The sequence below is a fragment of the Aeromicrobium sp. PE09-221 genome (assembly GCF_002174305.1).
GTDB lineage: Bacteria > Actinomycetota > Actinomycetes > Propionibacteriales > Nocardioidaceae > Aeromicrobium.
Map to the genome: position 1 here is coordinate 1 of NZ_MIJB01000039.1, position 22,571 is coordinate 22,571.

At 65.3% G+C, this 22,571-nt stretch carries 24 protein-coding genes; 7 read left to right on the top strand and 17 right to left on the bottom strand.

Features of this window, described 5'->3' with window-relative positions; all coding sequences use genetic code 11:
• Nucleotides 1-699 (top strand): hypothetical protein (locus tag BHE97_RS20830; RefSeq protein WP_236757780.1); only part of this gene is annotated, 699 nt, incomplete at its 5' end.
• Nucleotides 696-1,748, top strand: coding sequence for a nucleotide kinase domain-containing protein (locus BHE97_RS18240; protein ID WP_170931494.1), 1,053 nt, complete (start codon nucleotides 696-698; stop codon nucleotides 1,746-1,748). The genes BHE97_RS20830 and BHE97_RS18240, both read left to right, overlap by 4 nt.
• Nucleotides 1,749-1,777: 29 nt before the next feature.
• On the opposite strand, the gene BHE97_RS18245 is transcribed toward BHE97_RS18240, so the two are convergent.
• The 8 genes from BHE97_RS18245 to BHE97_RS19845 all read right to left on the bottom strand — a co-directional run bounded on the left by BHE97_RS18245 (nucleotide 1,778) and on the right by BHE97_RS19845 (nucleotide 7,498).
• Entirely contained in the window at nucleotides 1,778-2,383 is a 606-nt protein-coding gene (locus BHE97_RS18245; protein ID WP_140400254.1) for a hypothetical protein, read from the bottom strand.
• A gap of 17 nt (nucleotides 2,384-2,400) precedes the next feature.
• Nucleotides 2,401-3,288 carry a nucleoside triphosphate pyrophosphohydrolase family protein gene (locus BHE97_RS18250; protein ID WP_087625472.1) on the bottom strand — a complete coding sequence of 296 codons (888 nt, stop codon included), beginning with the start codon at nucleotides 3,286-3,288 and terminating at the stop codon, nucleotides 2,401-2,403.
• Between the two features lie 20 nt (nucleotides 3,289-3,308).
• Nucleotides 3,309-3,914: a C1 family peptidase gene (locus BHE97_RS20220; protein WP_087625473.1), complete on the bottom strand. Its 606-nt coding sequence runs from the start codon at nucleotides 3,912-3,914 to the stop codon at nucleotides 3,309-3,311.
• Nucleotides 3,915-4,014: 100 nt separating this feature from the next.
• A complete protein-coding gene (locus BHE97_RS18260; protein WP_236757786.1) occupies nucleotides 4,015-5,412 on the bottom strand; it encodes an ImmA/IrrE family metallo-endopeptidase in 1,398 nt (465 codons plus the stop codon).
• A gap of 11 nt (nucleotides 5,413-5,423) precedes the next feature.
• Nucleotides 5,424-5,816: a helix-turn-helix transcriptional regulator gene (locus tag BHE97_RS18265; RefSeq protein WP_201791525.1), complete on the bottom strand. Its 393-nt coding sequence runs from the start codon at nucleotides 5,814-5,816 to the stop codon at nucleotides 5,424-5,426.
• Between the two features lie 43 nt (nucleotides 5,817-5,859).
• Entirely contained in the window at nucleotides 5,860-6,252 is a 393-nt protein-coding gene (locus BHE97_RS20225) for a holo-ACP synthase (RefSeq protein WP_343286127.1), read from the bottom strand.
• A gap of 2 nt (nucleotides 6,253-6,254) precedes the next feature.
• The gene (locus BHE97_RS20230; protein ID WP_170931496.1) at nucleotides 6,255-7,103 is read right to left on the bottom strand and encodes a hypothetical protein; all 849 of its coding nucleotides are present in this window, start codon (nucleotides 7,101-7,103) and stop codon (nucleotides 6,255-6,257) included.
• Entirely contained in the window at nucleotides 7,100-7,498 is a 399-nt protein-coding gene (locus BHE97_RS19845) for a hypothetical protein (protein ID WP_236757781.1), read from the bottom strand. The genes BHE97_RS20230 and BHE97_RS19845 overlap by 4 nt, the downstream gene beginning before the upstream one ends.
• A gap of 180 nt (nucleotides 7,499-7,678) precedes the next feature.
• Here BHE97_RS19845 and BHE97_RS18280 point away from each other — a divergent pair, with 180 nt between their 5' ends.
• Entirely contained in the window at nucleotides 7,679-8,620 is a 942-nt protein-coding gene (locus tag BHE97_RS18280; protein ID WP_087625477.1) for a hypothetical protein, read from the top strand.
• Nucleotides 8,621-8,688: 68 nt separating this feature from the next.
• Here BHE97_RS18280 and BHE97_RS18285 read toward each other — a convergent pair whose 3' ends face one another.
• The 3 genes from BHE97_RS18285 to BHE97_RS18295 all read right to left on the bottom strand — a co-directional run bounded on the left by BHE97_RS18285 (nucleotide 8,689) and on the right by BHE97_RS18295 (nucleotide 13,435).
• Nucleotides 8,689-9,069, bottom strand: coding sequence for a hypothetical protein (locus BHE97_RS18285; RefSeq protein WP_087625478.1), 381 nt, complete (start codon nucleotides 9,067-9,069; stop codon nucleotides 8,689-8,691).
• 167 nt (nucleotides 9,070-9,236) lie between these two features.
• Complete coding sequence (mobF, locus tag BHE97_RS18290; protein WP_236757782.1) at nucleotides 9,237-12,746, bottom strand: MobF family relaxase; 3,510 nt, start codon at nucleotides 12,744-12,746, stop codon at nucleotides 9,237-9,239.
• A gap of 134 nt (nucleotides 12,747-12,880) precedes the next feature.
• Nucleotides 12,881-13,435: a TetR/AcrR family transcriptional regulator gene (locus BHE97_RS18295; RefSeq protein ID WP_087625479.1), complete on the bottom strand. Its 555-nt coding sequence runs from the start codon at nucleotides 13,433-13,435 to the stop codon at nucleotides 12,881-12,883.
• A 154-nt stretch (nucleotides 13,436-13,589) separates the two neighbouring features.
• Between BHE97_RS18295 and BHE97_RS18300 the strand changes: the two genes are divergently transcribed.
• Nucleotides 13,590-14,942 carry an MFS transporter gene (locus BHE97_RS18300; RefSeq protein WP_087625480.1) on the top strand — a complete coding sequence of 451 codons (1,353 nt, stop codon included), beginning with the start codon at nucleotides 13,590-13,592 and terminating at the stop codon, nucleotides 14,940-14,942.
• Nucleotides 14,939-15,799: an SDR family NAD(P)-dependent oxidoreductase gene (locus BHE97_RS18305; RefSeq protein ID WP_087625481.1), complete on the top strand. Its 861-nt coding sequence runs from the start codon at nucleotides 14,939-14,941 to the stop codon at nucleotides 15,797-15,799. Before BHE97_RS18300 ends, BHE97_RS18305 begins: the two co-directional genes overlap by 4 nt.
• Nucleotides 15,800-15,869: 70 nt before the next feature.
• Here the strand turns inward: BHE97_RS18305 and BHE97_RS18310 are convergent, their stop codons facing one another.
• From BHE97_RS18310 to BHE97_RS18325, 4 genes are read right to left on the bottom strand one after another with little or no spacing between them, the layout of a single operon-like run.
• Complete coding sequence (locus tag BHE97_RS18310; protein WP_087625482.1) at nucleotides 15,870-16,514, bottom strand: NAD(P)-binding oxidoreductase; 645 nt, start codon at nucleotides 16,512-16,514, stop codon at nucleotides 15,870-15,872.
• On the bottom strand, nucleotides 16,511-17,281 hold the full coding sequence (locus BHE97_RS18315; RefSeq protein WP_236757783.1) for an MBL fold metallo-hydrolase: 771 nt from the start codon (nucleotides 17,279-17,281) through the stop codon (nucleotides 16,511-16,513). The genes BHE97_RS18310 and BHE97_RS18315 overlap by 4 nt, the downstream gene beginning before the upstream one ends.
• Nucleotides 17,282-17,315: 34 nt before the next feature.
• Nucleotides 17,316-18,362, bottom strand: coding sequence for a hypothetical protein (locus tag BHE97_RS18320; RefSeq protein WP_140400257.1), 1,047 nt, complete (start codon nucleotides 18,360-18,362; stop codon nucleotides 17,316-17,318).
• 11 nt (nucleotides 18,363-18,373) lie between these two features.
• Entirely contained in the window at nucleotides 18,374-19,186 is an 813-nt protein-coding gene (locus tag BHE97_RS18325) for an MBL fold metallo-hydrolase (RefSeq protein WP_087625485.1), read from the bottom strand.
• A gap of 100 nt (nucleotides 19,187-19,286) precedes the next feature.
• On the opposite strand from BHE97_RS18325, the gene BHE97_RS18330 reads away from it, so the two are divergent.
• On the top strand, nucleotides 19,287-20,009 hold the full coding sequence (locus tag BHE97_RS18330; protein WP_087625486.1) for a TetR/AcrR family transcriptional regulator C-terminal domain-containing protein: 723 nt from the start codon (nucleotides 19,287-19,289) through the stop codon (nucleotides 20,007-20,009).
• A 153-nt stretch (nucleotides 20,010-20,162) separates the two neighbouring features.
• Here BHE97_RS18330 and BHE97_RS20835 read toward each other — a convergent pair whose 3' ends face one another.
• Nucleotides 20,163-20,666 (bottom strand): transposase, encoded by a 504-nt coding sequence (locus BHE97_RS20835; RefSeq protein ID WP_236757784.1) that lies wholly within the window; start codon nucleotides 20,664-20,666, stop codon nucleotides 20,163-20,165.
• A gap of 129 nt (nucleotides 20,667-20,795) precedes the next feature.
• On the opposite strand from BHE97_RS20835, the gene BHE97_RS18340 reads away from it, so the two are divergent.
• A complete protein-coding gene (locus tag BHE97_RS18340) occupies nucleotides 20,796-22,040 on the top strand; it encodes an IS256 family transposase (RefSeq protein ID WP_087625487.1) in 1,245 nt (414 codons plus the stop codon).
• 222 nt (nucleotides 22,041-22,262) lie between these two features.
• Here the strand turns inward: BHE97_RS18340 and BHE97_RS20840 are convergent, their stop codons facing one another.
• Complete coding sequence (locus BHE97_RS20840; protein WP_236757785.1) at nucleotides 22,263-22,412, bottom strand: hypothetical protein; 150 nt, start codon at nucleotides 22,410-22,412, stop codon at nucleotides 22,263-22,265.
• Nucleotides 22,413-22,571: the final 159 nt, after the last annotated feature.

A 22,571-nucleotide genomic window follows, 5' to 3' on the forward strand; every position in this document is an offset into this window, starting at 1 on the left:
ACCAAGGTCTACATCGACGAAGACAACGAACTCCGCGTCGAGAACAACCGGCCCTTCGAGATGCTCCTCGACCCCGAGGTCAACGCCAACGCCCTCAACTGGACCCAGAACGGCGACAAGGCCCGAACCCCAGCCAACGATTCCATTGGCAAGGGTTCGAGCCTTGTGCACAGGGTGGACCTCCGTAGAGACTTTGAGAACACCTGCCAAGCCCACAAAACAGTGCATTCCCGCTGGTCACGAGGGTACTACCGGAGCCAGGCGAGGGCCGCTAAACCCCCTGTTCGGGACTCTCGGGGGCCAATCGTGGGTGCAGTTGGGAAAGTTCAAACATTTCTGACCCCCGCCCAGATCGAGGCCCTGGTGGCCTCCTACCGGGCCGGGGCGAGCACCACCGAGCTGAGCGCCACGTTCGGAATCCACCGCAGGACCGTCGTCGTCCACCTGCATCGGCAGGGCGTCCCGCTCCGACGCGACGGACTGGCAGCCAAGCACGTCAAGACCGCTGCTCGTCTCTACGCCGAGGGCTGGTCACTCGCGCAGATCGCCACCAGGTACGGAACCACTGCGAACACAGTCCGGTCCGCCCTGCTCGCGCGCGGAGTTGAGATGCGAAGGCCCTGGGAGCGAGCACGCGCTGGACTTGTGACAGGCAGCAGCCGCAGTTCCCGGGCAAGCCGGAGTACCTCTGAGTCATGAAGCCGAAGGATGGGGCACCGGGGCTGTGGCCAGTCGAGGCGCACTCCGCAGAGTATCTGCGAGAAGATGGTGTCGTGTGGACAGGAACACTTGGTGGTCGGCAGGTCGTGGGGAGCGAGGTTCTGCGTAGCTACTGGACGCTGGCAGCCGAGCGGCAGCGGGTCTACCACGCGCGGCTTCAGGGGCAGGCTCCCCCATGGACCCAAGACCCGGTGGTGACTCAGTATCGCTTCACGAATGCCTATCGCGCCGCCGATAGGGTTTCGCAGGACTTGATCCAGGTGATCTACAGCGGCACGCAGGACCCGCGGGACCTGTTGTTCCGAGTCTTGTTGTTCCGCTTCTTCAACAAGCCTGAGACCTGGGCAGCGCTCGAGGAAGCGCGCGGGGAGATTACGGCCGACGACTTCGACGTTGAGCGGTACTCGCTCATCCTCGACGACCGCCTCGCTCGCGGGCAACGCGTGTACTCGGCCGCCTACATCGTGCCGCCGCCGCCCTTTGGCGAGCGGCGCAAGCACCGCAACCACTTGCGACTCATCGAGCACATGATGACTAGTGGCTTGGAACGTGACCTGGCTCATGCGCCCTCGCTTGAAGCTGTTTTCTCTCGGCTGATCGAGTTTCCGTCCCTAGGTCCATTTCTCGCCTACCAACTAACGATCGACCTGAACTACTCGACTCTGATCGACTTCGATGAGGACGATTTCGTCGTTGCCGGTCCGGGAGCGCTCAGCGGTCTCGCCAAGTGCTTCCCCAGCGCGCACGGCGTCGATCCGGCTGACCTGATCCGAATGATGGTCGAGACACAGGACGAACAACTCGACTACTACGGGATTGACTTCGTTGATCTGTTTGGCCGACCGCTGAAGCTGATCGATTGCCAGAATCTGTTCTGCGAGACCGACAAGTACGCCCGCGTCATGCATCCGGACCAGCGTGGGATCGGCAACCGCACGCGCATCAAGCAGCAGTTCTCACCAAACGGACGCCTAGCCGCTCCGTTCTTTCCGCCGAAGTGGGGACTCGCAACCGCAACCACGGTCTGACCCCTCCTGCCTACTGATGGGCAGTGATGTCATTCGACGATCAGGCCGAGCCGCCTGAGTTCACCGACCAGGAGCTCGTGGGTTTCCTCCTCGCCCAAGGCGGGGACGTGGATCACGGCCGTGGGACCCTGGTCGGCAATCGTTTGGTAGCCCGTTGACACTCCGTCCACATTGTTGCTGTCGGCTTCGTACGTGTGGCGAAATAGGAAGACGAGGTCAGCAGAGAGTGGCGCCCAGATGGCTTCAGTAAGGGTCCGAAAGGTGCGCTCGTCGATTCCGAGGCCCACTTCTCCCCGGCCGTACCAACCGTAGGCCAATGTTGACCACCACCAGCGGTCGAGGACCAACGCGCCACTCTTGGCCTTCCTCACAAGAGTTGGCACGGATTCGCTGTGACAGGCCAGGTGGGCAAGTTGCCGTGCGAGGGGATCGGTCGGTCGGGTGTCTTGAGCCTCCAGCAGGGCGTAGACACCGCCTGTGAAGCCGCTGAAGCCGGATGGCATATGCACGAATGTCGTGCTGGCCGGGTCAACTACCTGCCTCATCCGACTTAGTTGAGTGGACTTGCCGGCCTTGTCGAGGCCTTCAAAGACAACCACGCTTCCCTGTGCAAGAACTAGGGGGTTCGGCGACACTGCGTTGGCTCCTGTGCTCAGCGGATCGGAGGAGTGAAGCTGAGGCTACGGGCTTCAAGGTCGGCGTGGAGCGTGCCTCCGCGGTGGTCGCGCAGTTCGCGGAAGGCTCGGTAACCAGCGAGGATCGCGTACTCCCAGTCAGCCGTGCTTCGTTCAGCCACTTCCAGATGGCTGGTCATTCGTTGGCAGGCTTTGATGAGGTCGGCGGGCACGCGGTCGCTGGTGGCAAACAGACTGTGTTCGGTGGCGACGGAGAATACGTAGGCGGTCAGACCCTCCTCAAGGGCTGCTGAACGGCCTCCGTCCTGGATACGGTCGGCGTCACGATCCCCCTTGCGTTTCACCTTGAGCAGGCCACGAAGGGTCGGGGACCATCCGAGGATCGCCATGTGTCCAAGGTGGAGCGCATCGTGGTAGCGGTAGTCGTCGTTGTCGTCGCGGTTGTCATCGAGCGGATCGCCAACGGCCTCAGTCCCGCGGTAGATGCGCACAACGGGAACTGGGCGCGTTCCACGGTCAGTCTCAGCGGTCTCGGTGAAGGTGATGTCGAGTTGGCGCGGGAACTGCTCATCCTCCGGCCGTTCATCATCGAACAGACGATGCGGCGGCGGGTTGGCAGGACGATTGAATCTCAGCTCCGTCTTGCGCAGGTTCTCCTGGAGGATCTCATCCAGGTCGAGGTCGCAGCGGCGTGCGAGGGCGGCGGCATACCAGGCAAGGTCGCCGAGCTCTTCGCGGACTTCGTCGCGAAACGCCCGGTAGCCGATGGTGTCGCGCTGCTGCTTCTTGTACTCGGCCGACAGATTGCCGACCTCGCCGGCAAGGCCGAGAAGAATCAAGGTGAGGTCGTCGCCGGGCAAGATGTCGCTGGCGGCCGATCGGCGCTGATATTCACTGATGTCCATGAGATTCCCTTCCTACGCCTTCATGGTCGCTGAGTGACGACGACTGCCGCCTGAACGGCGTTCGCGACGAGATAGTCCATCGGGAGCCAGCCGTAACCTGCCGCGCCCCAGGCTTCTGACCAGCTGTTGCGGATCAGCAGCCGTCGTCCCGCTACAGGGTCAGTGGCGCACCCGACGACAAGTACAGCGTGGTAGTCGCCGGCCGGGCTGCGTATGTCGGGCACCTCGATCGAGCCGTCAGGGGCAGGGTTCTCGAACTCGTGGGTGACTTCGACGACCAGTACGAGGGGGTACCCCGCGGCAAGAGCATCTTCGATCCGATCCTCAACACCGTCGTGCGAGGGTTCGAAAATGAGTGTCCTGGCCTGCTGCCACGGCGGCGCGCCCGTTGCAGTAGGCGGGTCTTCGGTCCCGTACCCCAGGTTCGGGTTCCAAGGCCACTCCCTCAACGGAGGCTGACCCGAATCCGCCAATGCGACGCCGGCGTGGCTGAGGTCCATGCCGTCGGGGTGCGTTTGGCCGCGCTGCGCGCAGTGCCACCAGATCGCCTCTGGTGCCTTGGCCGTGTCCACACTCGGGTCCGATCCGCCGAGCGCATCGTGCGCGTGGCTCAGCGAGATCGGCACGCACAGTGGTCTCGGGCCTTGGCTCATTAGCGGGCTAAAGATTCGGCCGCGGAGATCGACGTCCGGGCGAGGTGCGTAAACTTGAGCGGGAGCGGGAGCGTTAGTCACCGTCGAGCCCGCCTCGGTCGCGACCCTGTGCTTCAGTTGATTCGTCGTCGACCCTGGGCTCGGCGGCCACGCTGAGGTGGTGTTGCCGCCGGGCTGTGGACGGAGCCCGCGCAATCGTGACGTCGATCTCGTACGACTCTGCTGCGGCCGCGCTGTGGTCGTAGGCGGAGCTGTATACGAGGCGAAACGTGTCGCGACCTTCTCCACTTGAGCGCAGCGCAAGGAGACGGGTTCCTGTCCCGCCGACCAGGAGATCTGCAGCTGAGGGTGCTGTGGAATCAACCGCAACATGTGCGGGTGCGGGAAACTTGTCGATCGCCGCTTGGAGCGGCTCACCGCGTGCGATAGATCTGCGTAGCGCGCGCAGCTCCGACGGCCGGGCTGAAGTCCATGAGGAGCGGTAGACGTCTTCCACGGCGCGGAGTCTGGGACCCGCTTGGAGGACGAAGGTTTCGTCGAACTCCCGGCCACCCTCGTCAGGGTTCTCGCCCGCGGGCTCCGCGCCTGGCAGGATGCGCGTCGCGCCAGCGTTGCCACGGATGGCGAGCAGCGCACGGTCGACATCCTGCCGCGACCGCGCCGCACGGGTGGCCGGCGGAGCCCAGCCCAGTTCGGAATCAGGCGCCTGGGCACCGGGCTTGGTCGGCGGCGCCGGATGGACGCGCCGCCGGGCTCGTTCCTGGAGATCATCCTCGGTGAGCCACTTGTAGCCAGTGGTGCGGTTCTCGGGCAGCATGATGACGATTTCGTCACCCTCGGTCACGGCGATCGCACCGCCGGAGGAGCGGACGTCCAAGGGCCAGACATCGACGTTGCCGACAGGCCGGTGTCCCAGTGCGAGTTGCGCCTTGATGGTGGCGGGCTGGATCGCGAGCAACTCGTCCCGCTTGTTTCGACTGATCAGGTCGAGGTTGTCCATCTGGCGCACGACTGCTTCGTAGCTGGCCCCCATGTCGCGAGCCATCGAGTAGACCAACGGGCCCGTGGCTTTGGGCGAGTTAGTGACGCCGTACCGGTCGGCGGTGGCGTACACCAAAGGCGGGGGCATGAGTAGCTGGCTGGCAAAGATCTGGGCGAGCTGCTCGCGATCGTGCGTCGGGTAGTACAGATCCGCCTCAGTGTCGAACGCCGCTTCGTGATCAAGGACCCAGTGCCCAAGCTCGTGGGCGGCGGTGTAGCGCTGGACTGCGGCACCCCGCTGGGTGCTGATCATGATGCCGCCATCCCCATGGGGAACCAATGCGCCGAGGATCGTCTTGAGGTTGTTGAACACGAGCTCGAGGTCCAGCTTCTCGATCAGTGCGAAGACGTCGACCGGCGCGTCCTGCGGAACGTCAAGTTCACGGAGGAGGGCATCCGCTTCTTGTAGCGCGTGACGGCGCGCCTGCATCGTGACCACTCTCAGTCTCCATCAACAAAAGGTCGCGTGCTCGCCGTCCGGGTTCGAGGCTTGGGGGTCTGTTGAGACTTCGCGGCGGCCAAGAATTCGGCAAACCGGAGCACCTGCTCCTTGTCCTCTGGCGAGAGCTCCGCGGTCGCTCGGAAGAGCGCACCGTTGTCGCCGGCTACCTCTGCGTCAGGCTCCTCGCCGAGAACCCAGGCCACGCTGCGCCGATAGATCCGAGCGAGTCTGCGGAGTTCGAGCGCACTTACGTTTCGTTTGCCTGCCTCTATTGCGATGACGCTGGTTCGCTGGATCCCGAGCGCGCCTGCAACATCTTCTTGGGTCAGACCGAGCGTCTCGCGGGCACTCCTTAGCCGTTGCCCCACTGCCTGCTGTTCATTTAGGTCCATGTTCATCTCCTTTCGTTTGGCTCGTCGTCGTTGTTGCCGGTCGTCACAAATCCGTGGCGTGGTTCGCGCAGCACCGAGTTGCGATTACGAACGCAATGGCGAGGTCGCCCTCGTGGCTGATCGACAGGCTCAGCGACACCCCAGCCTGTCGAGCGAACGCATCCGCTGTTCCTGACAGCCGCAGCAGAGGTCGCTGACCTTCGGAGGCGATCACCTCGATATCGAGCGGATCAACCTCTCCGATGCCGTGACCCAGTGCTTTCATGACGGCCTCTTTGGCCGCCCACCGCGTTGCGTATCGTGCTGCAGAGTCTCCGCAGTAGGCCTGTTCTGCGGGGCTCCAGCACAGGTCGCGATAGGTCTGCCCGGACGCGTCGAGCATGGAAGCCATCTGACTGATGCTCGCCATGTCGACGCCGGCGTCGGTGGCACACATGGCTACTGTGCCGTCCTGGCAGCGGTGAGCAGTTCGGCTACACCCGCCTTGGTGTAGTTGCTGTGCTCTGCATCCGCGAAGGTGGCATTGATCATCAACTCGCCGACGCCGTAGCCGGTCTGCTGGGCGAGGAACCCAAGCAGTCGGCTCAGTCCGAGCAGATTGCCGTACGCCTTGGTCACCAGATATTGGTGCCGGTACGTCGCTGCCATGCTGATGCGGTTTTGGTACAGCGTGAGGTCGACATGAACCAGACACGGGAAGCCATATTCGCGCAGGTCGCTGGCCGCATAGACCTGGAGACCTTCTGGCTTCTCGAACAGGTCCGCTTCTCCTCCGACCGCGATGTCCTCGAGGTTCCGCTGGCTGACATTCCGTGTGCGTGCGGTGCGGAAGTGCTTGATTCGGTCGGCGAGCTGGTTCCTCCCTCCTCCCGTCTTGCCGGGCCAGCTGACCATCCGTCCGAAGTAGGTTCCATTCCGGTTTGCCGTGTCGGTCGTCAGGATGGGCAGCATTTCCCCGTAGCACTCGTAGAGGTCTGCCGCGCTTGCGTCCAGCTTGGCTAGCGCGTCGCTGTCCATGTCGGGACTGAAAGTAAGTCCAGTGTCGGCGTAGACCTCGTGCGGGAAGAGCGTGCCTGAAACCGTGTCGACGGGCTGGATGCGTACCTTCTTTCGCGGTACCGCCATGACGGCATCCAGCGCCGTGCGGATCGTTTCGGTTTCGGGTGCCAGCGGGTCTTTGACCGTAGTGATCACGTTTACTGCGTGCCCACCTTCGTCGACAACTCGTTCCAAGGTGCGCAGCCATGCCTCACTGATGTTGGCTGCCGGCTTGATGTAGACGCTCATACCAGGGTGCCTTCCGAATCGGCGTTGATCACTGATCTCAGGAGCCCGGTGAGTCCGCCCAGGCTGCGAAGTGACTCGAGGTCCCTCACGCGCGACAGGTTCACCAACTTGCGACGCCCGTATGCCTGGGACACCCGGCCAATCAGCCAGACCGCAACTTGGCTGCTGATCCGCGCAGTTCCATCGGGATGCGTCTCCCCCGCCGCAAGCTCCTGCGCGGGGCGGTTCGTCATCGCGGCCCAAAGCTCCAACAGGGTGGCTGACATCGCGGCTGCATCCGCAGTCCGCAGGTCGGCGCGCCCGAGCCCGGGCACTGCGGCTACGCGCTGCGCCAAGGTCAGGCCGGGCCGAGCAGTATTCGCCGTCGGCGCAGGAATGGTGGACACAGCAGACATCGACGCAGGAAAGAAGCTCCCCCCGCTCGCCTTCGCGTCTGACGCTACGTCCGATGTCATGACTTCAATGTCGCATTTTCCGACATCGAATGCAAGGGCTTCGCCGGAAAGTTCACGCCGGCCTGGATGGCTCGCCGTGGATCGGCGGCGCGCGCTCCGTTGCCACGTACGCTTCTCGACGTGGGTTTCTGGCAACACACCCCGTCGGAGGTCGACGCCCGACTGGTCGAGATAGCTGGGTTGTTCGTCGCCTGCCGTGATGCGTTCTTCGATACGGCGGAGCGGTTCCACTGGACCCCTGAGCCAGGTTCCGGCGCTGCGACGGCCGCGTTGGACCTGCCGTCGCCCGACCCCGCAGTCACCGAACCGCGTGGAGAGACCGGGCATCGACTCATCGCTGAGGTCGTCCAGACCTATCTGCTCACAGCGAGCGGCCACCTCGGTGGGCTTGCCAGCCTGTACGCGAGCGGCGAGGTCATCTTCCCGACGCCAGCGCTCATCCGCTCGGTCATCGGGGACTGTGCTCACGCCGTGTGGGTGCTCGGCGAGGACCCCGACGAACCGTCTGACCACCGGCTCTCCCGCGCCTACCTGGAGGAACTCCTCAGCGCGGAGGAGGCGAAGAAGAATGCCGGGCGAATGCGCGCCAAGACGCACCCGAGCCATGTCCGAGCAAGCGCCTACTACAAGGCGCTCAAGAGCGAGATTCTTCAGCGGTTCCCGGAGGCCACACCTGAGACGCTGGGAGCCCGGTCACTGAACGGCCAGAACCTCCCGAACCTAGAGGCAGCCGTCGAGTGGATGTACGAACTGACCAAGACATTCGGCGGAACCATTGACGGGCGGACCGGAGTCGGCATCTACGGCCTCCTGCCCAACATGACCCACCCGACCCTCTACCCGGCTCGGGAGCGACGCGTCTGGGTCGAGAACCGGGAGGCTGGTCACCACGAGGCGCTCCTCCGTATCGACATGGGCTCCACTGAGAACGAGGCACGGGCGGCCTTGGCGGCGTTCTACAACGCTCTGAACTATGTGACGGCCTACTTCGGCTGGCCTACCGCCGTCGTCGATGACCTCACCACCACAATTGAGGCGACGATTCCCACGTTCTTCGTCTGAAGCACGCATTCAAGAACGCAAGAAGCGGCCCGGCTGATGCCGGACCGCCTCGCCGATGGTGATGGTTCCTATGCCGAGGTCGTCCAGGGGCCGATGCCTCGGCCGGGTGCGTAGCCCATCGGGACGAAGGGCTGGCGGCGGGGTGAGCGCTCTGCGAGCCGTGCTCGGATCAGGAGTCCCACACTCACCGGCGCCATGACGGCGAACTTGAGCGCACTCCAGATCAAGGTCAGCACAATGAGGTTGAGCCAGGCCGGGCCTCCGTGCTCGATGAGGGTCGTGGTGAAGCTGGCGGCGTAGAGGTAGGCGGGCACGAGCACCAACGCGGCGGGGATGCCCCACTTGTGACCGCGTCGGGTGCGGAGGGCGTCGAGTGCGATGTTGCTGGGTGCGTAGCAGCGCAGGAACCACCGGGCTCGGGTGGTGAGGTTCACGATGAGCCGGAACATTGGACAGTCCTCTCGTAGGGTCCGGCAGCAAGAACCTTGAAGGACCGTCCCGACTTCGGAGGGTCAATGCCTTCGCTCTGGGAGCGTCGGCGCCGCGTGAAGGCTGCCTCGTCTACGACGATAGACCACCCCACCGACAAAGCGCGACAGGCAACTGCGAGTCGCCGCTACAGGCCGATACTGCGGGCGCTGGTGCGTGTTGCCTCCGGGGTGGCGCTGCGAGCGATCTGGTTGGCGCGTTCGGCGGCTGCGCGGGCGCGGTTGGCGTCGTTGCGCTGTGCCTCGCTCTCCGGCTGTACGCCGAGCATCGAGGTGCCGGTGATGTCGTAGCGGTCGCGGTAGGCGGCAATGGTGGCGATCTGCTGGAGCCAGTCTTGGCGGTCGCGTGCCCCTGCCGGCGGCTTGCGGATCTTCTTGAGCCACGGTGCTCGGTCTGCGACAGCGGTCTCGGCGAGTTCGAGGGCACGGATCTCGATCAGGTCGCGGCGCTCGTCGAGTGCGGCGCGCATCTCGGGTGTCATCTGGCCTTGGGCTTCGGAGATCAGTCCGGCGATCAGCTTGGGTGTCTTGCGGCGTCGGCCGCCGGGAGGCTGCTTCGCGCTGGCCTCGACGCGGTGTTGGAGAACGGCAGCCAGGTCGACGGCACCGTCGAGGCTGCGACGGCTGACGAGTCGTGGGAGTAGCTGGTCGACGTCGTGCCCGATGGCTTCGGCTCGGCGGAGTGCTGCGGCGAGCGGACCGAAGGCATCGGAGGCAAGCACGTCCTCGACCTGCTCGGGCAACAGGCCGCTGGCCTCCATGAGCCGAGTCCAGCGGTCACGCTGAGCGGTAGCCGCAAGGGTGTCGTACTCGGCTGCGAGCTGCGAGATCGAGGTCCAGCGCTCCTGCTCGGCTTCGATCATCTGGTGGGCCGAGAGCTCTACGCCGGAGTGCTGGAGCACGCCGTAGAGAACGGTGCGGGCGTTCACATCGTCGGGATGCGGTGCGGCATGGCTGTCATCGGGCTTGTCGAGCGCGACGTAGGCGATGTTCGACTCGCGGCCACGGGTCATCGAGACGTACAAGTTCTCCCGGGTGGTGCTGGCGGAGACGACGACGTGTGCTGTGTCGACCGTGATGCCTTGGGCGCGGTGGGCGGTGATGGCGTAGCCGAGGTCGACGTGCTCGGCAACGTAGTCGGCTGGAAGTGCGACGGTGGCTGCCCAGCGGAGTCCTTGGCGGCGTACGACGAGGGTGCCGTCGCCTCGCACGTCGGTGACCTTCCAGCGGTCGCCGTTGCGGACCCACCCTCCGCGCAGGGAGCGGAGCCGCCGGTCGTTGTGGCGGGTGATGACCAGATCGCCGACGGAGGCACGGGCACCGTCGGCGAGGACGGCTTCGCGGGTGGCGTCGGTGTCGCCGTCGAGGATGCGCTCGGCTCGGGCGCGGGCGTTGAGTGCTGCGACGGCTTCGCTGGACTCGGTGACGAGCACGCTGGTGAGTCCGGCTTGGGCGTCGGCGCGCCACGCAAGGTAGGCGGCGTCGATCATCTCGTCGGTCGTTCCCTCGCGCAGGCGCTTCTCGCGGGAGTAGATGCCGATCGCTTCGACGTTGCCGTCGCGGAGACCGAGGGAGGTGGTCTTCTCCCACTCGTGGGTGAAGCGGTGGATGTCGCGCAGCTCGGGGGTGTCGTCGCGGGCGGAGGCGAGCAGGGCGAATGCTCCGCCTGCGTCCACGGACTGCAATTGAGCCCAGTCTCCGACGAGGAGCAGCTTCGCCCCCGCTGCGGTTGCGATGGCTGCGAGTCGGTCAAGGGTCCGTGTGCTGGCGAGGCTGGCTTCGTCCACGATGACGAGCTGGTCCTTGGCGAACCCTGCGCGTCCCCGGTCGTACTCGTGCAGCCACTTGGCGGTGTTCTCACAGGCGATGCCGATGTCGTCGGCGAGCACCTGCGCGGCGGCAGCGGACGGGGCCAGTCCGACGACGCTGTTGGTGCCGTGCTCGATGCTCCACGCCGAGCGCAAAGCACGCATGGCGGTGGTCTTGCCGGCTCCGGCGGGGCCGACGAGCAGGTCGATGCGGCGCCCAGAGGTAGCGATAGCGGTCAGTGCGGCCGCCTGCTGGTCGCTGAGCTGCTGGCCGTGGACCGGACGGTCAGCGACCGCACGGACGGTCTTGGCCGGCACCACAGGTGCCGTACGGTCGTCGGCTTGGGCGAGCAGTCGGTCCTCGGCAGCGAGGGTTTCCAGCGAGGAGTAGACGACCGAGTGCCGGGGCCGGAAGACGCTGGTGCCGTCGTCACGGCGGAACTCGGTTGGGCTGAGCGCGAGTTCGCTCGGGGTCAGAGCGATGGAGCGTCCCTCGGCTGCCTCGACGATCATCGCGGTGATGGCTTCGCGGTCCTCGATGGTGGCGAACCGCCAGCCCATCGTCTGCCGGACGGCTTCTGCCCAGAGGTTCCAGTGCCGCCAGGTGGCGCGCTTCTCACTGACGCAGGCCACGACTCGTTCGCCGACATCGCCGATCAGGTCGAGCGGTACGTCGTCCGCACGCAACACCTGTGCCGGTGGCCCGGTGGTGAGGTTGCGTGCCCATTGCGTCGGGTCCTCATCGAGCAGCCGGGCGGCGCGGGTGCGCCACGCTGCCGTCAGGTCAGCAAGTGAATGGACGTGCTTCTCCGGGCGGGTGGCAAGTGTGGCTTGAGCACGGAGCTTGATGACCGTGGTGCGCGATGGTTGCCACCCATAGCGGGCAACGTACTCCGCAATCCGGTGTTCCTTCTCGATCTCGATCGCCCGACCACGTGCGGAGAACTCGGTCACGAGCCGGTCAGGAACCCCAACGATCTCCCACGATGGATTGCGGTCCTCACCACGGGCTCGCTGTTCCCAACCGAGCCCGAACGTGCCCGTGAGCCGGTCGGCCAGCACCGCGTTGTAGTGCTCCGAGAGCGCGACGACGGCGGCGTGCATCGGGCGGCTGTCCAGGCTGCGCCACTTGCCGTCCAACAGGGTCTTGACTTTGTTGCTGATGACAACGTGGGTGTGCAGTTGCGGGTCGCCGCAGCGCGAGTCCCAATGGTCGTACGCCGTCGCCGCGATACCTGCCACGTCGACCTGTGCAACTGCCCCGTCGTGGGCCGCAACACCGGCCCGGGTGGCGGCAACCTCGCGCTCCAGCAACGCAACGACCTCCGCAACAGCAGCATGGTGGGCCTCGACCAGCATCTGCTGCGTGCCCGCGTCCGCGACGCCCCACAGCACCGAGACCGACTTCGGGACCGAGAACGTGAAGTCGTAGCCAGCGACAGCCCTGTTCTTGCCCTTCTCGGCCTCCTCCGCCTCGATCCGCGCCACCTCGACCTCGCGTTCCTCCCCACTCAGCCCAGCGCCGAGCTCCGCGACGCGGGACGCGATCCGGTCAGCGACGGGCTGGTACTTCGGGAAAGCCCGACCCAACTGGTCCCCGGTCAGCGGGTCGCGTCCCTGACCCAGCAGAAGCGCGAGCTGGTCCTCCTCAACCGTCGCGCCGGGCGTCAGTTGACCGTCGCCGAAGGCGTGAACACCCGTGCCGAGCCAGTAACCAGGAGGGGTTCCCGCCTCCTCGTAGTAGCGAGTCAGGGGCGTCGAGAGCGAGCGGTTTCCGTCCCCGGCCACGACCGAGCGCAGCAGGTACTCATAGCCATCTCCGGCGCTCATCACGCGCATCGAAACCGTCACGAGGCTCAGGTGCGCACTGAACCCCCCTCGATCTGCCAGACGTTTGCCAGGCGAACGCCTGAAAGCAGAGGACGCCGAGGATCTGAGCACTTGAGCCGTAGATAACACCGACCTCATGCTTCGACTGTTGACTGATTGATCAAGCCCTGGACGACCATCGCGACGTCGCCTGCGAAGTCATCGCGCGAACTCGTCCTTGGTCGGTGCGCCGCTCCTGCGTACCCACCGACTGCGGACACCAGCGCGCCCGCGAGGAATGACATCCAGATGCGCATCGCGCGATCAACCTCGGACTCAGACAGACCCGCTCTCTCAAGGGCTGATCGGCCAGTCCGAGAGACGTCACTCGCAAGGCCCAGTCCGCCCGAGTGGCGCAGTAGCAAATCACCTGCCACCGGGCTGTTGACGACTACGTCACGCACCTCCAGGGACAGGAGCAGCAGCGTCGCAGTCGGCTCCAGCGCGGCGACTCCTTCCGGGATCTCGATGCTTGCGCCCACGGCCTCAGCCATTGCGTCCAGCAGGTCGTCCTTGTCGCATACGTGGCGGTAGATCGCCGGAGCAGTGACCCCGAGCTCTGTTCCGAGGCGCCGCAGCGACACCGCCGAGAGCCCATCACCCTCGGCGACTCGCATCGCACACGAAACGACCTCGTCGCGGGTGAGCACCGATCTCCGACCCGGCGACCGCGGCACCCCTCTTGCCAACAGCCCTCCGTTCGAACCTCGTCGCAGTCATCACTTGCGTTACCTACGGCGTAGATAATAACCTGTGAGCCGCGCCACATCTACGGCGTAGGTTTTTTACGAAAGGGCAACCCATATGACGGTCCAGACAAGCGCGGCACCCGCGCTCGATCACCGGCGGTCGCTCGTTGCGGTCACTTTCGGGAACGTCCTGGAGTGGTACGAGTGGAGTGCCTACGCTGCCTTCACTCCCTTCATCGCCCTAGCGATGTTCGACAGCACCGACAAGGTGTCCGCCGTGCTGTCAGCGTTCGCTGTGTTCGCCGTCGGCTTCCTGATGCGCCCGCTGGGCGGCATCGTCTTCGGACGCATCGCCGATCGTTCCGGTCGCCGACGCGTCCTGGTCGTCACGCTCCTGATGATGGGAGCCGGCAGTTTCGCCATCGCCTTGACACCGTCCTTCGAAACGATCGGCGTCGGCGCGTCGCTCATCCTGCTGCTCGCACGCTTGGTCCAGGGCTTCGCGCATGGCGGGGAATCAGCCGCTTCCTATTCCTACGTCGCGGAGCTGGCACCGCCCGAGCGACGAGGACTCTGGGGCAGCTCGGTGTACGGGGCGGTGCTGGGCGGGATCGTCCTGGCGACGATCATCGCGGTCATTCTGCTTCTCACGGTCGGCGAGGACGCGGTGCAGGCATGGGCTTGGCGGGTGCCGTTCTTTATCGGCGGTCTGCTCGCTCTGGTTGTCCTGTTCCTTCGACGCCGGATGCCGGAGAGCGAGGTGTTCTCCGCGAAGCTCGCTGCGACCGACCAGCCTGAACAGCTCTCAGTCAAAGGCCATACCCGAGCGATCGTCCTCGGCGTGATGCTGGTCTGCGGACTGACCGTGGTCCAGTACACGTGGGTCTCGTTCGTCGGCACGCATGCGATGGTTGCCAACGGAATGCCTGCCAAGGGCGGATACCTGGCCATCCTCGGAGCTCAGATCGTCTGCCTGATCACGCTTCCCTTCTGGGGACGGCTCTCCGACCGTATCGGCCGACGGCCGATCTTCATCGGCTTCGCGGCTGCGGTTGCCGTTCTCCATGTCCCGCTGATGAGTCTGGTCGATGACGACCCCCTGATGCTCTTCGTCGCCTGCGCCGTCGCGTTGACGGCAGCGACCGCCGTCGGAGCTCTTCAGGCAGCGACCCTTGCCGAACTATTCCCCACTGGGCTGCGTACCCTCGGGATCGGAGTCGCCGTGGCCGTCTCGGTTGCGGTCTTCGGTGGGACGGCGCCCTACCTGAACGAGTGGCTGTTCAGCCGCGACCTGGAGTGGGCTGCGCATCTCTACGTCGTAGGTGCCGCCATCGCGACAGGTGTCGCTGCGTGGCTCATGCCCGAGACCAAGGGCATCTCTTTGCACTCGATCACCACCCTTCCCGGCGCCGCGTCGAGGCGCGGGGCCACCTCGACAAGCATCACCGGAACGGAGCTCAGCCGATGAGTGGACATGTCTTCATCACCGGGGCCGGAACAGGCATCGGGCACGCGGCAGCCGAAGGCCTGTTGGAGCGTGGCTTCCGCATCGTCGGCACTGCCGTCAACGACGCCGAGGCCGCCCGGCTTCGGTCGGAGTGGTCGCGCTTCGACGGCCGATTCAGCATCCAGGTGCTGGACGTCCGTGACGAAGCAGCCGTGGAGGCTGCAGCGGCCGAGGTGGCACAACTGCTGGGAGACGAGCGGCTCCAGGCCGTCATCAACGTCGCCGGTGTCATTGTGAACGGCCCGCTGCTCGACCTCGATGCAGCGTCCTTCAGCAATGTATTGGCGGTGAACGTTGTGGGCATGCACAACGTGACTCGCGCACTTCTCCCCCACATCGCTCGTGGCGGCCGGATCGTCAACGTCAGTTCGCAGAGCGGCCGCCGAGTGGCGCCGTTCACCGGCGCCTACGGCGCAAGCAAACACGCCGTCGAGGCACTGTCGACAGCCATGCGCATGGAGTTCGCGCCTCTCGGCATCCGCGTGAGCGTGATCGCGCCGGGCCAAGTCCGCACTCCGATGGCCGAGGCGATCCTCGAACACCTCTCGCGACAGCCGACCAGCGACCTCTACGCAGAACCGATGCGTCGGTTCACCAAGGTGACGCGAGAGATGTTCGACGCCGGCCTGCCGATCGAACGGGTGGCTCAGGCGCTGATTCATGCTGCGACCGATGCCAAGCCCGAACTGCGCTACGACCTGCCTGCCAACGTGGTGCGCGACAAGTTCCTGATGCGGATGATTCCGGTCCGTCCGCGTGAGGCGATCGTTCGCCGCGCCTTGGCGCTACAAGACAAGGGACAGACGCTGATCGGCTGAACGACCGGCCCCGTCTCCTCGCGGGCGCCCGTCAACACAAGCCGACGAGCACCCGCGAGAGCGGCATCTTTCAGCGTGCCGGCTTCCAGCCCTTGGCTGTCGTGAGCAGGACCCGCTTGCCGGTCCACGACGGATCGCTCGCGATCTGCAGAAGCGAGCGGGCGACGTTGCCGAACGGAAGGGTCGGGAGGCCGGGGACGGCGCGGACCGATGCCAGGTCGACAGTCGCCCATTCCGGGTGCTCAGCGGCCGCCTTGAGGTTGACGGGCAACACAATGGTCCAGGCCAGATCGGAAGCAGCGAGTTGGGCTTCCGCGGTCGCCTTGTCCGTGAAGAATCCCCTGAGCACCGTCCGATAGATCAGCCGCGCGAAGGCCGAAGCCTTGCCCGCACTCTCTCCCACACCGAAGGCCGAGACGTACACCACACGGGCGACACCCGCAGTCTTGGCCGCGTCGAGAATGCCCGGCAAGGTCCGGGACGCGAAGGTCCTGTCCTTGACCGGCCCGGTGATGGCCACGATCAGGACGTCTGCGCCGGCGAGTGCCTGAGACAGATCGGTCATGTCGTCGAGCTCACCACCCGTGACGCTGACTCCCGGAAGGCCCTCGACGGCCTCCGGCCGACGTGCATAGGCAACGATCTGGTGGCCAGCAGCGGCGCGAAGCGTGTGCGAGCCGATGTTCCCGGTGGCCCCGAGCAGTGCGATCTTCATGCGCGATTCCTTTCTTGCGCCCGGCGCAGGAGCGACGGGTCGTGGGCGTTGACGATGAGAAGGTCCTCGGTTGCCTGATGCCACATCTCGGCGAGCCGCTGGTGGTTCCCGATGACCTTGGCCCAGTCCGCAGCGATGAGCCGCTCCATTGCCAACAGGGACTTCGGGGCTTGGCCTCCGCCGTCGACCTGGGTGTGGTGATAGAACGCGTCACCTGCGTGGAGCAGCCAGCCGTTGTCGGTGTCGACTGCAATCGCTGCGTGTCCTCGCGTGTGGCCGGGAAGGCTGATCAACACGATTCCCTCGCCGATCTCGGTCAGCTCCTTGGCCGCGGCGAATCCGCGCCAGCCGTCACCATCACCCGGTTCGTGCCGAACCAGGTGCGGACCGTGCGCGCGTTGCGCGGGCATGTAGCGTTCGCGCTCGATGAGGGTCCTCGGGGCGAGTGCCGCGTCGGCTTCGGTCGTCGTCAGGTGCACGCGTGCCTGCGGGAAGTCCGCGAGCCCGCCGACATGGTCCGCATCGAAGTGGGTGAGGATGATGTCGGTCACGTCCTCGGCAACGAAGCCGAGCGACTCGACCTGACGGATCGCCGACTCCTCGGAACGGAACGCGGGACGCACGAAGAAGCGCGCCGGCCCGAAGCGTCGTCCCGGCGCCGCCATGTCAGCCAAGCCCAGACCGGAGTCGACCAAGACCAGCCCTGTACCGGCCTCGATTGCGATGACGTGGCAGACCAAGCCTTCAGGCGCGCCCCACGGGCGCATGGTTCCACAGTTGAGGTGATGTACTCGCATCTGCTCACTCCCCCTTGGCCGACGCCGAGGATCTTGCAATGGTCTTCTGCGCAATCTGCTGCCCAGTGGTTTGCTGGCGCAGCGCCTGCACGGCCAGCACGGCCACTGCGACGACCGCCCACACGATCAACGTGAGCACCGGACCACCGAGTCCCGAGCCGTCGAGGTAGATCACACTGCGCATGGAGTCCACGCCGGCGCCGTTGACCAGATGGGGTCCGAGCTCACGCATGGGTCCCGGGAGCAGCCCGTAGTTCACCGCACCGCCGGCCGCAGGATTGCCGAAGATGACGAACAGGATGATCACGGCGGCGGTTCCGAAGGTCCCCAGGAGTGCCTGCAAGACCAAAGCCACGCTCCCCGTTGCGAAACTGAGCAGCGCAGCGACGCCCCACAGTGCGAGCAGGTGGCCGTCTGCGGCGCCGAACCCGAGGCTCACCACGCTTGTCGCAGCAGTGGCACTCACCACGGCGAAGGCGGCCACGATACCCAGGCGCCGGACCACCTCCCGTCGACCGCGGGCAGCCGTCCCGAGAAGGCCGACAAGCACGACGACGCTGGCATAGCCGCCGAAGGTCATCACGACGACGAGATAGAAGGGAACGACCCCGTGTGAGTCGTTGTCGGGTAGCGGCGCGACATCGGCGATGGTCAACTCCCGCTGCTGGGCGTGGGACATCTGCTGGAAGACGCTGGTGACAGCTTGTGCCTGCGACGTGCCTGCGCCCGAGGCGATGAGTAGCTCGTCGCCGCCGGTGCCGAGCACGATGGCGGCGACTGCCTTCCGCTCAAGCAACGCCGCTCGTGCACTCTGCGCGGACTCGCCCTCCGAGGGCTCGATGGCATCGCCTACCACGTCTTCGATCTGGTCGACGGCGTCGGTCCGCTGCTGCGCGGGTCCAACCACCAGGACGGGGATCTCATGCGGTTGCGGATCACGGAAGGCGGACACATAACTCGTGACGAACAGCATCTGGAGAACGATCACGCCGAACAGCAGGCCGGCGATCTTTGCAGCGCTTGGCCGCGAGAATGCCGGCTCTGGACTCATGATTGCCATGGTCACTGTCCCCAGACAGCGACCGCAGATGCCTGAGCGCGACGCAGGAGTTCTGGATCGTGGCCATTGACGAGGGTGACGTCCGGCTCTGAGCCACCGGCGAGTTCCGTCAGCCGCGCATGGTTGAGCCTCACTTTGGACCAGTCGGTGGCCATCGTCCGCTCCATGCCACGCACCGCCAGCGGCACCTTCGGATCGCTTTCGACGCTTCCCCTGTGGAGCACGGCGTCACCGGCGTGGAAGATCCAACCGTGGTCCGCGCCGACCGCGACACAGGCATGACCCCTGGTATGCCCAGGCATGCTGAGCAGGACTACGTTCTCGCCGACCTCGGTCAACTCAGTGGCCGCGCCGAATCCTCGCCATGTGTCCCCGACGAGCGGCGAGTGCTGGACGATCGCTGGACCATGAGCGCGCAATGCAGGCAGGTAGCGCCCCTTCTCGACCTGTCCTCGCGGCCGGGCGAAGGCGTCCGCCTCTGCGGCAGTGATGTGGACATTCGCCCAGGGGAAGTCCGCCAAACCCCCGACGTGATCGCCATCGAAGTGGGTCACGACGATGTCGCGGACGTCCTTGGGGTCCAAACCGAGCGCCTCGATCTGGCGAGTCGCGGTCTCAGCCTCATCGAAGGCAGGCCGGAAGAAGAAGCGCGCCGGCCCCAGCGGGCGCGCATGATCCGCAACATCAGCGAGACCGAATCCGCTGTCGACCAAGGCCAGCCGATCGTCCAGTTCGAGCAGCAGGACGTGGCACACCAGTCCTTCGGGTGTTCCCAGCGGGCGCATGGTCCCGCAGTTGAGGTGGTGGACGCGCACGAGCCGCGGCTCCTTTCAGTCATCATCGGCACCTTTACCGACACTGTAGATTTACAGTAACCCACATTGTGGATTTCTTTCAATAGCGAGAGGATGGACCATGCGAGCACCGTCAACGACCGGACCCCGGCGCGGCCGGCCGCCGCGCGGCGCAGCGCAGTTATCGCGGACGGTAATCGTCGAGGCCGCGATCAAGATCATCGAGAAGGACGACGCCTCAGGATTGACCATGCGGGCGGTCGCACGGCACATCGGAGTCGACGCGAAGAGCCTCTACAACCACGTCGCAGACAAGGACGCCCTGCTTGACGCGGTCTCAGAGCACGTCCTTGGCGACCTGGTGCTCCCCGCCCCATCGGGTAACCCACGTGCAGATCTCTTGGCGTTCGCCTCCGCGTTCCGCGTGCAGAGTCTGAATCACCCTCGCAGCACCGCACTGGCACTGAGTCGCCATGTGGCAACGATCGAGAGCTTGGCTCCAGCCGAAACAGTGCTGAGGATACTCCGCAGAGCAGGCTTCGAGACGCCCGAGGCCATACATGCCTTGCGTTCGATGGTTGCAGTCCTGGTCGGGCTTGTCCTTCGCGAAGTGTCAGCCAAGCGCACGGTCCTCGACGATGCAGGCCAGCGCGTGGCGCGACGCGAAGAGCTCAGGAAGGCCGGCTACGCCGAACTCGCCTCCTCGTGCGACACCCTCTTCCATTTCGACAACGACGAAGAGTTCGACTTCACCGTCCATCTCGTGGTTGAGAGTCTGCTACGACGGCGGGCTTGCGCCTCTCACGCCCAGACTCGTGACTCCGCGAACCGACCGGTAGACTGAAGCTGCTCTCCTAAGGTCCACAGGGATCGTCCTATGCTCCCAATTCCGCACAGTCGAGATCCCTGGAATCCGATGCTGCGACGATGGGAACCGCCTGCGCCTTGACAAGCAGTCTGTCGGTACCACGAGCAAACGACCTGCGCCGAAAGGATTTCAACCCGCGGGTCCGTCCGATAAACGGTGGGTGAGTCCGGCCTGACCGAAAGGGATGGCCGTGAGCGACACGACCAGCTTCATTACCGAGGAACCCACCACGGACGTCGAGACGATCGACGGTGTGGTGACTGAGGAGATCAACGAGAAGGAGCTCGCGGAGCGTCTGCTGGCCCAGGCCCGCGAGCAAGGGGTGAGCCTGGTCGGGCCGGGCGGGCTGCTGTCCAGCCTGACCAAGACGGTGCTTGAGAGGGCCCTGGAGGCCGAGATGGTCGAGCGGTGGTGCCAGGCGGCCTCGACCAGCAGTCGACGGGCGTGGCTGTTGCCGGCCTTGATGATCGGGCCCTGAGCGCGGCTGGCGCCGGAGGAGTACTCAGAAGGCACCAGGCCGACGCACGAACCGATCGACCTGCCGGTGAACCGGTGCCAGTCACCGATCTCGACCGCCAGGGAGAACGCGGTCAGCGTGCTGATCCCTCGCAGGCGGCCCAGCCGTCTGACCACGGGCGTGAACTCGCTGGGTGACGTCCCCTCCGGTGGTGTAGTTCTCGGCCGTGACCTCGTTGAGGTGAGCCATCGTGCGATGGTCAGTGAGAACCGATCAAAGAACTCACAGATGGGACACGTCGCACGATGGCTCTTGACCAGTCTGCCCTCCTCGGGCTTCTTGAAGAACTCAAACTCACTGACGTCTCCGAACGCATCCGTGTCGCGACCGAGAGGCTCTATCAGGAGCTGATCGATGCTGAGGCTGCCGCCTTCATCGGCGCGGCTCCGTTTGAGCGCACCGTCGAGCGTGTCGCACAGCGCAACGGCGGTCGGTCTAAGACGTTGACCACCACGGCGGGTCAGTTGGATCTGCGGATCCCGAAACTTCGTCAGGGCAGTTTCTTTCCGTCGCTGCTGGAACGCAGGCGGCGGGTGGATCAGGCATTGTTCGCGGTAATCATGGAGGCCTATGTCCATGGCGTCTCGACCAGGAAGGTCGATGACCTGGTCCGGGCGCTCGGCGCCGACACGGGCATCTCCAAGTCTGAAGTGTCTCGGATCTGCGCGAACCTCGATGAGGACGTCGCGGCGTTCACCAACAGGCCGCTGAACAGCACGGCGTATCCGTATGTGTTCGTCGACGCGACCTACTGCAAAGCCCGTGTCGGCCGTCGGGTCGTGTCCCAGGCGATCGTGGTCGCAGTCGGCGTCGCTGCCGACGGCCGCCGTGAGGTGCTGGGTTTCGACGTCGGCGACACCGAGTCCGAGCCGTTCTGGACCGACTTCTTCCGGTCCTTGAAGGCGCGTGGCTTGTCCGGGGTCAAGCTGGTGGTCTCCGACGCACATTCGGGTCTGGTGCCGGCGATCGCGGTCGCGTTTCAAGGCTCGTCCTGGCAGCGCTGCCGGGTCCATTTCATGCGCAACGTGCTGGCTAAGGTCCCCAAGGTCGCTGGCCCGATGATCGCCGCGATCGTCCGCACGATCTTCGTCCCCCGCGGCAAGAAGGCCCTGGTCCACGCCCAGTTCGCCGAGGTCGTCGCCATGCTCGAACGCTCCCACCCGCCGGTCGCGGACATGCTCGAGACGGCCCGCGACGATCTGCTCGCGTTCACCGAGTTCCCCTCGGCGCACTGGCAGCAGATCTGGTCGACCAACCCGCTGGAGCGGTTGAACAAGGAGATCAAGCGCCGCACCGACGTCGTCGGCACCTTCCCCAACCCGGCTGCACTGCTGCGCCTCTCCGGGCACGTCTTGATCGAGCAGCACGACGAATGGGACTCAGCCGATCGACTCTACTTCAGCGAGAACTCCATGAAGCTCCTCAACGCCCCGACCGAGGAGGTGACCATCGCCGCCGCGATCGACGCGGCCTGGACTCAAGACCACTGACCCGCACGGTGTCGAGAAACCCCACCACACAGCGGGACGTCACCAACTCGCTGTCAGCGGCCAGCGTGTCGATCTCGTTGTTGAGACGGTCACGACGGGCCAGCACGCCAGCAGCACGTAGTAGTCGTGATCGAAGGTCGAGCGAATCGAACGGCCCGCGACCCCGGTCAGCTGCTCCAGCGCGGGTCCTCGCAGCCACGCATCGTGGGCGACGGTCCACGCCTACCCACCGAAGTAGACGATCCCGTATCGCAGCAACAGCTTGGAGAGCCGGTGACGGGCCCGCATCAGATCGCCACGCGTGTCCTCACGAGCACGGACAAGATCGCGAGCCGCTCCCTGATCCAGCGTCGGGATCGCGACCGAGGTCACCTCATCGAGCCGCAGCAACCGCGCCAGATGGACCCCGTCCCTGGCGTCGGTCTTGACCCGATCTCCGCTAGGTGTAGTTCCCCGGGACGTTGTGAACAGGTGACGTAGCGAAGACCTCCGGGAACGATGTGGGTTACCACACTCACTTCATTCCAACGG